Genomic DNA, 14,209 nt, shown 5'->3' with positions numbered 1-14,209 from the left:
TCCTCCAAGGGGAGCTGGACGCTTCCAGACCCTACCTGGGTGGGTGTCGATTGAAACCCCTAGATCACAAAGACTGTCGGGGTGTGTCCGATCTTCACCCTTGCGCTCTCCCTCACGCCAGGGGAATACCCACCGAACATGATTGGAAAGCCGCCGCAGGTAGGCTCGAAGCGTTCAACACCCTTCAGAGCTGGCCGGATTCCCGTCCGGCTCGGCGCACGGAACGGTAGGAGAGATGAGCGTGGAGCAGGCGGCCGGGGTCGAGGGTCAGGCACTGGAGGTCTGGATCGACCAGGATCTCTGTACCGGTGACGGCATCTGTGCCCAGTATGCGCCTGAGGTGTTCGAGCTGGACATCGATGGTCTGGCCTATGTGAAGGGCCTGGACGACGAGCTGTTGCAGGCCGAGGGGGCCACAACGCCCGTGCCGCTGCCGCTTCTCACGGATGTCGTGGACTCGGCGAAGGAGTGTCCGGGCGACTGCATCCATGTGCGGCGCGTTTCGGACAAGGTCGAAGTGTTCGGTCCGGACGCCGAGTGACCTTGCGTGTACAGGGTGTTACGACTGTCTGATTTCTCACATGTGCCGGTGGCATGGGTCAGACGCTGTGGGCACCGGCGGGTGTCGAGCGGACGAACGAGCCGTTCTGCCACTGCCACTTCGCGCTGTCCTTCACGTCGGGGCAGCACCGCGGTACGTCGTCGGACGAGTAGGTGAGCAGTTCGGCGATGACGGCTTCGTCACGGACGGCGAGGTCGCTGACGGTGGTGCTGTCCTTCGGGTTCACGAGGGTCGCGACGACGCGGGGGGCGGCCGTCCCGGTGCCGCGGGTGAGGACGTAGACGCCGTCGGGTGGGGTGCCCATGGGGGCGTCGCAGTGCACGACGGCCACGGTTTCGGGGCTGCCGTCGCCGTCGAGGTCTCCGCTGGCCTTCTTGACCACGACCGCCTTCACGGGGCCGCATTCCAGGGGGAACTCGACGCTCGCGGGGTCGGGGGGTGCGACGGCCGCGGGGGCGTTCTTCACGTCCGGGCCGGCTGTCTGTGCCGCTGTCGCCGAGTTGGGCTGCAGGACCGAGGAGAGGGCGACGACACCGGCGACCGCTGTGGCGGTGGCGAGCCAGTGGATCGGGCGGGTGTGCGTGTGTGCCAGTTCCGGGACGGCGGATTGCTGCACTAGGAGCGTCTCCTGTGAGGGCTGTGCCGGTGGGGGTGGCCAGCATGGTGCCACACGTCACAGTGCGGGGGAACGGCGGGGTGTGGAGTTCCCGTGCCGGTGTGGTGGTTGGGGGTGTTTGGGGGGCGTGCGGGTGTCGTGCGGCGTTCCGACCAGCGGGTTGTCGTCTCGTGGATTTGTTGGCTTGTGGTTTTGTGGGCTTTTGGGCCAACAGAAAGGCGCTGTGGTCGAGTTCCGGCGGTATTCCGGGAACTCGACCACAGCGCTTGTACGTTGATCGCGGTACGGGGCCGCGTCAGCGGCGGTTGCCTCCGTCGGCGTTGGGGCCTTCGTAGTCCTCGCCGTAGGCGCCCTTGGCGGGGCGGCGGCGGCGCATGGGCGGTTCGACTCCGTCGGCGAGGCGGCGGGCGGTGAGCAGGAAGCCGGTGTGGCCGATCATCCGGTGGTCGGGGCGGACGGCCAGGCCCTCGACGTGCCAGTTGCGGATCATCGTCTCCCAGGAGGTCGGCTCGTTGAAGCAGCCGATCTCGCGGATGGACTCGACGGTCCGGGCGAGCTGGGTGGTGGTGGCGACGTAGCAGCACAGGATGCCGCCGGGGACGAGCGCCTTGGAGACGGCCTCCAGGCACTCCCAGGGGGCGAGCATGTCGAGGATGACGCGGTCGACGTCGGTGTCGGACAGGTTGTCCTGGAGGTCGCCGACGGTCAGCTGCCAGGCGGGGTGCGGGCCGCCGAAGTAGCGCTCCACGTTCGCCTGCGCGATCTCGGCGAAGTCCTCGCGGCGCTCGTAGGAGTGCAGCATGCCCTGGTCGCCGATGGCGCGCAGCAGGAAGCTGCTGAGCGAGCCGGAGCCGACGCCGGCCTCGACGACGCGTGCGCCGGGGAAGATGTCGGCGAAGGCGAGGATCTGCCCCGCGTCCTTGGGGTAGACCACGGCGGCGCCGCGGGGCATGGACAGGACGTAGTCGGGGAGCAGGGGGCGCAGCGCGAGGTAGGCGACGTTCCCGGTGGTGCGGACAACGCTGCCCTCGGGAGCGCCGATCAGTTCGTCGTGCGGGAAGGAACCCTTGTGGGTGTGGAAGTTCTTCCCGGCCTCGAGCGTGAACGTGTAGTGGCGGCCCTTGGGGTCGGTCAGCTGAACCTGGTCCCCGACCTTGAAGGGCCCGCGCCTGCGGGCGGCACCGGTCGGTTCGGACATGTGAACAGCCTACCGGCGTTTCGGGGGGCCGCCGACCACCGGGAATGGGCGGGCGCTGCTTCGCGGAGCGGTGCTCAGTTCGGGCGGGCCATGGCCTTCACGAAGGCGCGCTCGACATCCGCTGCCGACAGGACGCCGTAGATTTCGCCGGTCTCCTCGACGACCAGGTACTCGGTGGCGGGGGTCGCCCGGAGGGCGTCGAGGAGTTCCTCGCCGGCCAGTTCGGCGGAGACGCGCATTCCGTCGGTCAGGTCCTGGGCGAGGCCGCTGACGGCGACCCAGGGGCGGCGGTGTTCGGGTACGCCGACGATGGCGGCCTCGCGGACCAGGGAGAGGGGGTTGCCGTCGGCGTCGACGACGACGAGAGCGCGGGCGCCGGCGTCGTTGGCGCGGCGCAGGGCCTCGGACAGGGGGGTGCCCGTCTCGACGGGGACGGCTCGGCGGGTGAGGGTCCGGGCGCGCAGGTCGGGGAGGTGCTCGCGCAGGCGGGCCATGCGCAGGCTGTTGCCGGCGCCGGTCCAGATGATGGCGGCGAGGATGGCGGCCAGCAGGGCGTCCATGACGGTGTCCATGCCGACGTTGTCCACGGCGTCGGAGCCGAGTGCGCCGGACTGGGTGAGCCATGGGAGCCCGATGAGGACGGAGACGGCGAGTGCGCGGCCGACCCAGGCGGCGGCGACGGTGCCGGTCATCGGCCTGCCGGTGATCTTCCAGACGACCGCGCGGAGCATGCGGCCGCCGTCGAGGGGCAGGCCGGGGAGCAGGTTGAAGGCGGCCACGATCAGGTTGGAGATCATCAGGCCGGCCAGCAGGACGCCGGGGACGGTGCCGGGTTCGACGGCCTGCAGGGCGCCGTAGAAGATGCCGGCGAGGACGAGGGAGAGCAGTGGTCCGACGAAGGCCAGCACGAACTCGCGTCCCGGTGTCTCGGCCTCCTTCTCGATTTCGGAGACCCCGCCGAAGAACTGGAGCTGGATACGGCGCACGGGCAGTTTGAAGCGGAGCGCGGCGACGGTGTGGGCGAGCTCGTGGACGAGGACGGAGGCGTAGAAGGCGACCGCGAAGAAGAGGGAGACGAGGTAGCGGGCGGCGCCGAGCTCGGGCAGCACACGGTCGAGCTGTCCGCCGAACACCCAGGTGATGAGGGCGGCCACCAGGAACCAGCTGGGGGCGACGTAGACGGGAACTCCGAACGGCCGGCCCATGAGGAGCCCGCCGCGGGGGGCCTTGGGGCGCTGCGGCGGACGGCCCTTGGTGGTGCCGGAGTGGGCGAGGGGGCGGTCGGGGTGGGTGTCGGGGTGCGGGTGCCGGTCGCTGTGGGCGGCCTGTGTGAACGGGTGGTCGGCGTCGTGCCGGTCAGGGGTGTGCGGGTCGGTGCTGTCGCCGGGGGCGGGGCGCGCTTCCTCGCGGGAGCCGGACGAGGTCGGTGTCGCGGGGCGGGGTGGGGTGTCGCCGCGCTCGCCTGTGCCGTTCGTGTCGTCCTTGGGCTGCTCGTCGGACGGGGCAGGGTCGGGGCGTGTGGGTTCGGTGGCCGGGGCCTCACGGTCGGCTCGGCGCTCGGTCGACTCGTCGGTGCCGGACCGCGGCTGCCCGCTCCCGCCGCTCTCGTCCACGGTGTCCCCTCGTTCGAAGCGTCTTCCGCCCTGCCGGGCGGATGGGTCTCGGGTCGATGGTATGCGGCCGTCGCGGCGCGTTTCGCCCCGGCACCCCTCTGTTTCCCCGTCCGCCCCGGCGTTGACGGCCGGGGCTGGGTCACTGTCAGTGGTGGGCCGTAAGGTCTGTGGTCATGGAGACGAGCACGGAGGGTGCCGCGGCGGACTGCGGCAGTGACGCCGCGCCGGTGGCAGAGCCGGTGACGGACGAGTACCCGGTGGGGACGGACAGTACGGCGACTGCGGGCGATGCGGGTGAGAGCGCGGCTGCAGCGGGCGGCACGGCCGTGCGCCCGGCGATAGCGCCGGCCTCGCTGTCCCCTTCTCGTGCCAGTGACTTCATGCAGTGCCCGCTGCTCTACCGGTTCCGGGTGATCGACCGGCTGCCCGAGAAGCCGAGCGCGGCGGCGACGAAGGGCACGCTGGTGCACGCGGTGCTGGAGCGGCTTTTCGACGCCCCTGCCGCCGAGCGGACCGCGCCGCGCGCGAAGTCCCTCATCCCGGGCCAGTGGGACCGGCTGCGGGAGAGCAGGCCGGAGGTCGTGGAGCTGTTCGCGGACGACCCCGAGGGCGAGCGGCTGGCGACCTGGCTCGGTGAGGCGGAGCGGCTCGTCGAGCGGTGGTTCGGTCTCGAGGATCCGACGCGGCTGGAGCCGGCCGAGCGGGAGCTGTTCATCGAGGCCGAGCTGGACTCGGGGCTGCGGCTGCGCGGCATCATCGACCGCGTCGACGTGGCGCCCACGGGCGAGGTGCGGATCGTCGACTACAAGACGGGCAAGGCGCCCCGGCCCGAGTACGCCGAGGGTGCGCTGTTCCAGATGAAGTTCTACGCCTTGGTCGTGTGGCGGCTGAAGAAGGTGATCCCTCGCCGGCTCCAGCTCGTCTATCTCGGCAGCGGTGACGTGCTGACGTACGACCCGGTCCTCGCCGACCTGGAGCGGGTCGAGCGCAAGCTGCTGGCGCTGTGGGAGGCGATCCGGGTGGCGACCGAGACGGGCGACTGGCGTCCCCGGCAGACGAAGCTGTGCGGCTGGTGCGACCACCAGGCCCACTGCCCGGAGTTCGGGGGCACTCCCCCGCCGTATCCGCTGCCGGTCAGGGCGGGCGAGTCCGGCGGCGGTGCGCAGGGCAGAATGGGCCCGGACTAGGCGAAGGAGACTCACGTGGCCATCCGCGTCCTACTGGTCGACGACCAGCCCCTGCTGCGTACCGGCTTCCGGATGATTCTGGAGGCGGAGCAGGACATCGCGGTCGTGGGCGAGGCCGGTGACGGCCTCCAAGCTCTCGACCAGGTGCGGGCCCTGCAGCCCGACGTGGTTCTGATGGACATCCGCATGCCTCGCATGGACGGGGTCGAGGCGACGCGGCAGATCACCGGTCCCGGGCGGGACGGCCCGGCGAAGGTGCTGGTGCTGACCACGTTCGATCTCGACGAGTACGTGGTGGAGGCGCTCAAGGCGGGTGCCAGCGGTTTTCTGCTGAAGGACGCCCCGGCCAATGAGCTGGTGCAGGCGATCCGGGTGGTCGCCGGTGGTGAGGCGATGCTCGCGCCGAGCATCACGCGCCGGCTGCTCGACAAGTACGCCACGCATCTGCCGTCGGGTGACGAGCCGGTTCCGGACACCCTGCACACGCTGACGGAGCGCGAGGTGGAGGTGCTGAAGCTGGTGGCGCGGGGTCTGTCCAACGCCGAGATCGCCGCCGACCTGTTCGTCAGCGAGACCACCGTCAAGACGCATGTGGGTCACGTCCTGACCAAGCTGGGCCTGCGGGACCGGGTGCAGGCCGCGGTGTACGCGTACGAGAGCGGGCTGGTGCGTCCCGGCGCCCAGTAGGAGCCTGTACGCCGCCGTACGACGACGCGGAGGGCGCCCCTTCCCAGGAAGGGGCGCCCTCCGCGTTTTCCTGCTTGGAGCAGGTGCGTCGCGTACGACGTCCGTCAGCCCTTGCTCAGCTCCCAGAAGCGGAACACGGTGGAGGCGTCGAGGCAGTACTCCAGGCCGTAGACGTTGTCGCGGACGACCGCGTACTGCTTGGCCTGCCAGACCGGAAGGACGGGGAGTTCCTGGGCCACGATGTCCTGGAGCTCGTTGAACTCGTCGTCCGTCGCGGCGCGGTCGCTCTCGGCGGCTGTGCGCGGGATGAGCGTGCCGGTGATGGCGTCGTTGCTGTAGTTGTTGCTCAGCACGTTGCCCTTGCCGAAGAAGGGGGCCGTGAAGCTGTCGGCGTCCGGGTAGTCCGGGATCCAGCCCTTCACGTACACGCCATACTTGCCGTCGGCAATGTCCTTCTCGTACTGGTCGAACGCGACGGACTGCACATCGGCGTCGAACAGGCCGCTGGCGTTGAGCTGCCGAGCGATCGTCTCCAACTCCTGGTCGGTGGCCGGGCCGTAGCGCGACGGGGTGGACCACAGGGTCAGCTTCACCTTGCCGTCGATGCCCTCGTCCCGCAGGGCCGCGGCGGCCTTCGCCTTGGAGGGGCGGGCGCCGTAGGTGTCGAAGAAGGCCGTGTTGTGGCCGCTGATGCCGGCCGGGATGATGGAGTACAGCGGCGTGGCCGTGCCCTGGTAGACGTCCTTGATGAGGGCGTCACGGTCGATCAGGTAGGCCATGGCCTTGCGGACGCCGAGCTTGCCGGCGACCGGGTCGTCCATGTTGAAGACCAGGTGCTGGACCTCGGCGCTGCTGCCCTCGACGACCTCCACGCCCGAGTCGCCGCCGGACTTCTCGACGTCGGCGATGCCGCCCGCGGTGAGGCCGCGGTAGGCGATGTCGACCTCGTTGGCGCTCAGGGCCTTCTTCAGGGCGTCCTGGTCGCCGTTGAAGAACTTCAGGGTCACGCCGTCGTTCTGTACCTTCGCGGTGCCCTTGTAGTTCTCGTTGACGGAGAAGACGGCCTCGTCGTCGTCGAACTTGTCGAGCTTGTAGGGGCCAGAGCCGACCGCCTGGTCGTCCTTGCGCAGCGCGCCCGCGTCGTACTGTTCCTCGTCGACGATGGAGCCGGCGCCGGAGGCTATCTTGCTCGGGAAGGTGGCGTCGGGGGTGTTGAGCTGGAAGACGACCGTCTTGTCGTCGGGCGTCTCGACCTTGTCGAGCGTGGGGAACATGACCGCGGGACCGTCGGGGTCGTTGATCTTCAGCATGCGGTCGAAGGAGAACTTGACGTCCTTGGCGGTGAGCGCGTCACCGTTGCTGAACTTCAGGCCGTCCTTGAGCGTGCACCTGTAGACCGTCGTCTGCGTGTCGGAGAAGGCGCACTGCTCGGCGGCCTCCGGCTGCGGTTCGGTGGCGCCCTTGGGGAAGCTGAGCAGCGACTGGAAGACGTTGTTGAACAACAGCCAGGAGCCGGGGTCGTAGCCGGAAGCGGGGTCGGTGGCCAGGACGTCGTCCGACATCCCCATGACCACCGAGGTACCGGTTCCCCCGGCGTCGCCGGTCTCCGTTCCACAGCCGGTCAGCAGGCCGGAGGCCAGCCCTGCCACGACGGGCAGGACCGGCCACTGGTTGCGCATGTTCACTTACGAGTGCCTTGTCGTCGGTTGTGAGGTACCCGGGCACCCGTCCTGGATCCCGGGCGTGCCGGCGCCCTGGTCATGGCCGCCGGTCACGGGTGAGGTCAGCCGCTCACGCCACGGCTGAGCTCCCACAGCTGAAGGGTCGAGGAGGAGTTGAGCACGTACGCGGTGCCCGTGACGTCGTCGCCGGCGGCGACGAACTGCTTGCCCTGCCACAGCGGCAGCACAGGCACGTCCTCGGCGACGATGTCCTGAATGTCCGTCAGGCTGCCGGACGCCGACAGCCGGTCGGCGACGCGGCGGGACTCCGGGATGAGGGTGTTGCGGATCGTGCTGTTGGCGTACGGCGAGCCGAGGAAGTTGTCCTTGTCGAGGAACGGCGCGAGGTAGTTGTCGGCGTCCGGGAAGTCCGGGAACCAGCCCATGCCGTAGACCTCGTACTCGCCCTTCTGCTCGGCGGGGCGGAACGTCGCCCAGGGGGCGCCCTTGATGTCGACGTCGAACAGGCCGCTGTCGTTGAGCTGCTTCTTCAGCAGCTCGAACTCCTTCTTCGTGGCCGAGCCGTAGTGGTCGGTCGTGTAGTGCAGCGTGAGCTTCACCGGGGTGGTGACGCCGGCTTTCTCCAGCAGGGACTTGGCCTTGGCGGTGCTCGGGTCGCCGTACTTGTTGAAGAACGCGTTGGAATGGCCCGTGATGCTGGCGGGAACCAGCGAGTACAGCGGTTCGGCCTGGGAGCCGTAGACCTTGGAGACGAGTTCGCCGCGGTCGATGACCTGCGCCATGGCCTGGCGGACGGCCTTGGTCCGCACCGACGGGTCGTCGGTGTTGAAGGCCAGGTAGCGGATTTCCAGGCCGGACATGTCGACGAGGTCGACGGTGTCGTCGGAGTCGGCCGACAGCTTCTGGATCTGCTCGGGCGACATGGTGCGGGTCATCAGGTCGATGTCGCCCTTGTCGAGGGCGGCGCCCATCTCGTCGGCGTCCGCGAAGTTGCGCAGTTCGACCTTGTCGTTGTTCACCTTCAGACTCCCCTTGTAGTCGGGGTTCTTGGTGAACATGGCGGAGACCAGCTCGTCGTTCTTGACCTCGGCCTGGAGGGTGTACGGGCCGGAGCCGTCGAGCTCGAAGCCGTCGCGCAGCTTGTCCTTGGCGTAGATGTCCGGGTCGACGATGCCCGCGACCGGGGTGGACAGCTTGAACGGGAAGGTGGCGTCGGCGGTCTTGAGGTGGAAGATGACCTCGCGGTCGCCCTGGGTCTCGACGGTGTCGATGGTGGACAGCAGGGCGAAGACGCCGCTGTCGGCCTTGAGGGCGCGGGCGCGGTCGATGGAGTACTTCACGTCGTCCGCGGTGACGGGGTCGCCGTTCGCGAACTTCAGGTCCTTGCGCAGGGTGCACGCGTAGCGTTCGTTGCCGCTGTCGGTGAAGCCGCAGGTCTGGGCGGCCTCGGGTACCGGTTCGCCCTCGCCGCGCGGCTGGATCATCAGGGTCTGCACGGTCTGGCGCAGGATGTTCCAGGTGCCGACGTCGTAGGCGTAGGCCGGATCGAGGGGTGCGGGAGCGTCCTTCGAGGCAGTGAACGCGTCCGTGGTGCCGACGACGATCGCGTCGCCGCTGTCGCTGCCGCTGTCGGTTCCGCCACAGGCGGCGAGAACCGGCACAAGCAGGCCGATGACGGCCGGCAGCACCAAACTCTTGCGGTTCATGCTCGGGTTTCTCCAGCTGTCGACTCCGTGTACCCGGCATGCAGGGGTGTCGCGGCGGATCACGGGGTAAGTTCGATGTTCTCGCGACGAGGTTAGTCCGCGCCCGCAGGAGGGTTCGCCGCGACCGGAGTTGAGCCCCCATCACGCTGTGGAGCCGGTCGCGAACGCACCGGAAACCTTGGACCGGAAGGATTCGTGCACCGATCCATCAATCGGGACACAAAGGTGCGCCTCAAGCCCTCGAAGCAGGGGGTGCTGCACACGGCGAGTCACCTGTCGACCCCGTGGGCAGTGGTAAACGTCACAATCTGAACGGTGCTGGCGTGCACCGGAATTCAGCCATCCGGCGCCACTCGAATTCCCTTGCGGAATTCCCGCGCTATCGGTGTTGCACGCTGGGTGAACACCGGCCCTATTTCCGTTGTCGGACGTTGTCAGTCTCCGTCAGAGGGTGATCAGACCGCGCAGAAATGCCAGATCGACCTCTTCCAGTGAGGTCACCACGGTGCGCCGGGCGGCCGGGGTGATCGGCGCAACCGACGGCACGGCCACCACATGACAGCCGGCGGCCTCCGCTGCGGCGACGCCGGTCGCGGTGTCCTCGACGACCGCGCACCGGGCGGGATCCGCGCCCAGTCCGGCCGCGGCGAAAAGGTACGGGTCCGGGTGCGGCTTGGTGCGCTCCACTTCGTCACCGGCGACGGTCAGCGCGAAGTGCTGGGGGCCGAGCGAGGTGAGCACACGGTCGATGATGCGCCGGTGCGAGGCCGAGACCAGGGCCGTGGGGATCTCGTACGCGGCCAGTTCGGCCAGCAGCCGGGCCGCGCCCGGCATCAGCGGCAGGGCGCGGTCGATACGGTCCTCGAAGCCCTGGTTCAGCAGCAGCGTGAGCTCGGCGAGGGCGATGTCGGCGCCGGTGGCCTCGATCAGGAACCCGGCACTGCGGCTCATCGGACCGCCGACCACGACATGGCGCCAGGTGTCGTCGAGGGTGTGCCCCAGGCTCGCGAAGACCTCGACCTCCACGTCCCACCAGAAGCCCTCGGTGTCCACCAGGGTTCCGTCCATGTCGAGGAGGACCGCCTGCAGGGCCGAGCCCTCGGCCGTACGGGTTACTGGTGCGGGGACCGTGCTGGTCATCCACGTACCTCCTTGAAGGGACGACCAGGCCGGTTCCCACGGAGGGAACCGGCCTGCGGTGGACCGTCCAGTGTACGACCTGCGCGGATGAAGCGCCTGGTTTGACCGGTGTGCCTCGGGGCACACCGGTTAACCGCCCGCAATCGGGGCGGGGGGCGCCTCAGCGTGCGTTGAAGTACTTCGCCTCGGGGTGGTGGATGACGATCGCGTCCGTGGACTGCTCGGGGTGCAGCTGGAACTCCTCGGACAGGTGGACGCCGATGCGCTCCGGCTCGAGGAGGTCGGCGATCTTGGCCCGGTCCTCGAGGTTGGGGCAGGCGCCGTAGCCGAGGGAGAAGCGGGCGCCCCGGTACTTCAGCGCGAACATGTCCTCGATGCCGGCCGGGTCCTCACCGGCGAAGCCCAGCTCGGAACGCACGCGCGCGTGCCAGTACTCGGCGAGGGCCTCCGCCAACTGCACGGACAGGCCGTGCAGTTCGAGGTAGTCCCGGTAGGCGTTGGCCTCGAACATCCGGGCCGTCTCCTCACCGATCCGCGAGCCCACGGTGACGACCTGCAGGCCCACGACGTCCGTCTCGCCCGACTCCTGCGGGCGGAAGAAGTCCGCGAGGCACAGCCGCCGGCCACGGCGCTGACGCGGGAAGCTGAAGCGGGTGCGTTCGTTGCCGTGCTCGTCCAGCAGGATCAGGTCGTCGTCCTTGGAGACGCACGGGAAGTAGCCGTAGACCACGGCCGCTTCGAGGAGGTTCTCCGTCTGGAGCTTGTCGAGCAGACCGCGCAGCCGCGGGCGGCCCTCGGTCTCGACGAGGTCCTGGTACGACGGTCCGTCGCCGCTGCGGGTCTCCTTCAGGCCCCACTGGCCCTTGAAGAGTGCGCCCTCGTCGAGCCAGGACGCGTACTCCTTGAGCTGGATGCCCTTGATGACACGGGTGCCCCAGAACGGCGGCTCGGGGAGCGGGTTGTCGGTGGCGACGTCGGAGCGGACGTGCCCTTCCTCGGGGCGCTCGTCCAGGACGGCCGTCGCGGCGGCGCTCTTGACGCGGCGCTGCTTGAGCTCGGGCAGCTGCACGCCGGGCACGCCGCGCTTGACGCCGATGAGGGCGTCCATCAGGCGCAGGCCCTCGAACGCGTCGCGGGCGTAGCGGACTTCGCCCTCGTAGATCTCGTGCAGGTCCTGCTCGACGTACGCGCGTGTGAGGGCGGCGCCGCCGAGGATGACCGGGTAGTCGGCCGCGAGGCCGCGCTGGTTGAGCTCCTCCAGGTTCTCCTTCATGATCACCGTGGACTTCACCAGCAGCCCGGACATGCCGATGACGTCGGCCCGGTGCTCCTCGGCGGCTTCCAGGATCGCGGAGACGGGCTGCTTGATGCCCAGGTTGACCACGTTGTAGCCGTTGTTGGACAGGATGATGTCCACCAGGTTCTTGCCGATGTCGTGGACATCGCCGCGGACCGTGGCCAGCACGATGGTGCCCTTGCCGTCGGCGTCCGTCTTCTCCATGTGCGGTTCGAGGTAGGCGACGGCGGACTTCATCACCTCGGCGGACTGGAGCACGAACGGCAGCTGCATCTGGCCGGAGCCGAACAGCTCGCCGACGACCTTCATGCCGTCCAGGAGCGTCTCGTTGACGATGTCGAGGGCGGAGCGGGCCTGGAGGGCGTCGTCGAGGTCGGCTTCCAGGCCGTTCTTCTCGCCGTCGATGATGCGGCGCTTGAGGCGCTCCTCCAGCGGCAGGGCGGCGAGTTCCTCGGCCTTTCCGGCCTTCAGGGACTTGGCGGTGGCGCCCTCGAACAGGGCCATGAGCTTCTGCAGCGGGTCGTAGCCCTCGGCGCGGCGGTCGTGGATGAGGTCGAGGGCGGTCTGGACCTCTTCCTCGGAGAAGCGGGCGATCGGCAGGATCTTCGACGCGTGCACGATCGCCGAGTCCAGGCCCGCCTTGACGCACTCGTCGAGGAAGACGGAGTTGAGCAGGATGCGGGCGGCCGGGTTCAGGCCGAAGGAGATGTTCGACAGGCCGAGGGTGGTCTGGACGTCCGGGTGGAGCCGCTTGAGCTCGCGGATCGCCTCGATGGTGGCGATGCCGTCCTTACGGGACTCCTCCTGACCGGTGCAGATGGTGAAGGTCAGGGTGTCGATGAGGATGTCGGACTCGAGGATGCCCCAGTTCGTGGTCAGGTCCTCGATCAGCCGTTCGGCGATCTCGACCTTCTTCTCGGGGGTGCGGGCCTGGCCCTCCTCGTCGATGGTCAGCGCGATGAGCGCGGCGCCGTGCTCGCGGGCGAGCTTGGTGACCTTCGCGAAGCGGGACTCGGGGCCGTCGCCGTCCTCGTAGTTGACGGAGTTGATGACCGCGCGCCCGCCGAGCTTCTCCAGGCCGGCCTGGATGACGTCGACCTCGGTCGAGTCCAGGACGATCGGCAGCGTGGAGGCGGTGGCGAAGCGGCCGGCCAGCTCCTCCATGTCGGCGACGCCGTCCCGGCCGACGTAGTCGACGCACAGGTCGAGCATGTGGGCGCCCTCGCGGATCTGGTCGCGGGCCATCTCCACACAGTCGTCCCAGCGCGCCTCCAGCATGGCCTCGCGGAACTTCTTCGAGCCGTTGGCATTGGTGCGCTCGCCGATGGCCAGGTAGGAGGTGTCCTGGCGGAACGGGACCGTCTGGTAGAGAGATGCGGCGCCGGGCTCGGGCTGCGGCGTGCGCTCGACGGGCGTGGCCTCCCGGACCCGGTCCACGAGCTGCCTGAGGTGCTCGGGGGTGGTGCCGCAGCAGCCGCCGACGAGGTTCAGGCCGTAGTCCCGTACGAAGGTCTCCTGGGCGTCGGCCAGGCCCTCGGGGTCGAGCGGGAAGTGGGCGCCGTCCTTGGTGAGGATCGGCAGGCCTGCGTTCGGCATGCACAGCAGCGGGGTGCGCGAGTGCCGGGCGAGGTAGCGCAGGTGCTCGCTCATCTCGGCCGGGCCCGTCGAGCAGTTCAGGCCGATCATGTCGACGCCGAGGGGCTCCAGCGCGGTCAGCGCGGCGCCGATCTCGGAGCCGAGCAGCATCGTGCCGGTGGTCTCGAAGGCCATGGACACCAGCAGCGGCACCTCGGTGCCGGTCGCCTCCATGGCGCGGCGGGCGCCCAGGATCGACGACTTCGTCTGCAGGAGGTCCTGCGTGGTCTCCACGATCAGGGCGTCCGCGCCGCCGGCGAGCAGGCCCTCGGCGTTCGCCTGGAAGCCGTCGCGCAGCGTGCCGTAGCCGATGTGGCCGAGGGTCGGCAGCTTCGTGCCGGGTCCGATCGAGCCGAGCACCCACCGCTGGCGGCCGTCACGGGCACCGAACGCGTCGGCCGTCTCGCGGGCGATACGGGCGCCCGCCTCGGACAGCTCGTACACCCGGTCGGCGATGTCGTACTCGGCCATGGCCGAGTGGTTTGCGCCGAACGTGTTCGTCTCGACGCAGTCCACGCCCGCGCCGAAGTACTCCTCGTGCACGGAGCGGACGATGTCGGGGCGGGTCAGGTTGAGGATCTCGTTGCAGCCCTCGAGGTTCTCGAAGTCCTCGAGTGTGGGCTCCTGGGCCTGCAACATGGTGCCCATCGCTCCGTCGGCGACCACCACTCGGGTGGCGAGCGCCTCGCGGAGCGCGGACACACGGGTCCGGCTGTCGGCGGAAGGGGTCGGTGGCAACGAGGCCATGTAAGGGCTCCCTGGAGTGCGACGGCTGTCGGCTTTGCGCCCTTTACGGATCCGTCCGCGGTGGGCGCACGCCGCCAGGGTAGCCGGGACCGCCGTCGAACGGTCGGGCGGTCCACGAGGCGGGACGAGGATGACGGCA

At 69.3% G+C, this 14,209-nt stretch carries 10 protein-coding genes; 3 read left to right on the top strand and 7 right to left on the bottom strand.

Annotation, left to right across the window (positions count from 1 at the left end; genetic code table 11):
* Positions 1–235 precede the first annotated feature (235 nt).
* Positions 236–541 (top strand): ferredoxin, encoded by a 306-nt coding sequence (locus tag ACFY5C_RS28550; RefSeq protein ID WP_389449099.1) that lies wholly within the window; start codon positions 236–238, stop codon positions 539–541.
* 58 nt (positions 542–599) lie between these two features.
* Here the strand turns inward: ACFY5C_RS28550 and ACFY5C_RS28545 are convergent, their stop codons facing one another.
* The 3 genes from ACFY5C_RS28545 to ACFY5C_RS28535 form a co-directional block, all read right to left on the bottom strand.
* A complete protein-coding gene (locus ACFY5C_RS28545) occupies positions 600–1,178 on the bottom strand; it encodes a hypothetical protein (protein ID WP_389449096.1) in 579 nt (192 codons plus the stop codon).
* Positions 1,179–1,473: 295 nt separating this feature from the next.
* Positions 1,474–2,376: a tRNA (adenine-N1)-methyltransferase gene (locus ACFY5C_RS28540; protein WP_328882750.1), complete on the bottom strand. Its 903-nt coding sequence runs from the start codon at positions 2,374–2,376 to the stop codon at positions 1,474–1,476.
* A gap of 74 nt (positions 2,377–2,450) precedes the next feature.
* On the bottom strand, positions 2,451–3,989 hold the full coding sequence (locus tag ACFY5C_RS28535; RefSeq protein ID WP_389449094.1) for a site-2 protease family protein: 1,539 nt from the start codon (positions 3,987–3,989) through the stop codon (positions 2,451–2,453).
* Between the two features lie 173 nt (positions 3,990–4,162).
* On the opposite strand from ACFY5C_RS28535, the gene ACFY5C_RS28530 reads away from it, so the two are divergent.
* Together ACFY5C_RS28530 and ACFY5C_RS28525 are read left to right on the top strand one after the other, a co-directional pair.
* Entirely contained in the window at positions 4,163–5,176 is a 1,014-nt protein-coding gene (locus ACFY5C_RS28530; RefSeq protein WP_389449091.1) for a RecB family exonuclease, read from the top strand.
* Between the two features lie 15 nt (positions 5,177–5,191).
* Positions 5,192–5,863, top strand: coding sequence for a response regulator transcription factor (locus ACFY5C_RS28525; protein WP_030053339.1), 672 nt, complete (start codon positions 5,192–5,194; stop codon positions 5,861–5,863).
* A 104-nt stretch (positions 5,864–5,967) separates the two neighbouring features.
* On the opposite strand, the gene ACFY5C_RS28520 is transcribed toward ACFY5C_RS28525, so the two are convergent.
* The 4 genes from ACFY5C_RS28520 to metH all read right to left on the bottom strand — a co-directional run bounded on the left by ACFY5C_RS28520 (position 5,968) and on the right by metH (position 14,070).
* Positions 5,968–7,548: an ABC transporter substrate-binding protein gene (locus tag ACFY5C_RS28520; protein ID WP_389449088.1), complete on the bottom strand. Its 1,581-nt coding sequence runs from the start codon at positions 7,546–7,548 to the stop codon at positions 5,968–5,970.
* A gap of 98 nt (positions 7,549–7,646) precedes the next feature.
* On the bottom strand, positions 7,647–9,251 hold the full coding sequence (locus ACFY5C_RS28515) for an ABC transporter substrate-binding protein (RefSeq protein ID WP_389449085.1): 1,605 nt from the start codon (positions 9,249–9,251) through the stop codon (positions 7,647–7,649).
* Positions 9,252–9,695: 444 nt separating this feature from the next.
* Complete coding sequence (locus ACFY5C_RS28510) at positions 9,696–10,391, bottom strand: HAD family hydrolase (RefSeq protein WP_389449082.1); 696 nt, start codon at positions 10,389–10,391, stop codon at positions 9,696–9,698.
* Between the two features lie 160 nt (positions 10,392–10,551).
* Entirely contained in the window at positions 10,552–14,070 is a 3,519-nt protein-coding gene (gene metH / locus ACFY5C_RS28505) for a methionine synthase (RefSeq protein WP_389449079.1), read from the bottom strand.
* Positions 14,071–14,209: the final 139 nt, after the last annotated feature.

It is taken from the genome of Streptomyces sp. NPDC012935 (assembly GCF_042900345.1).
Classification (GTDB): Bacteria; Actinomycetota; Actinomycetes; order Streptomycetales; family Streptomycetaceae; genus Streptomyces.
The sequence above is the reverse complement of the archived record's forward strand: the minus strand, read 5'-3'. Positions and strand labels throughout refer to the sequence as shown.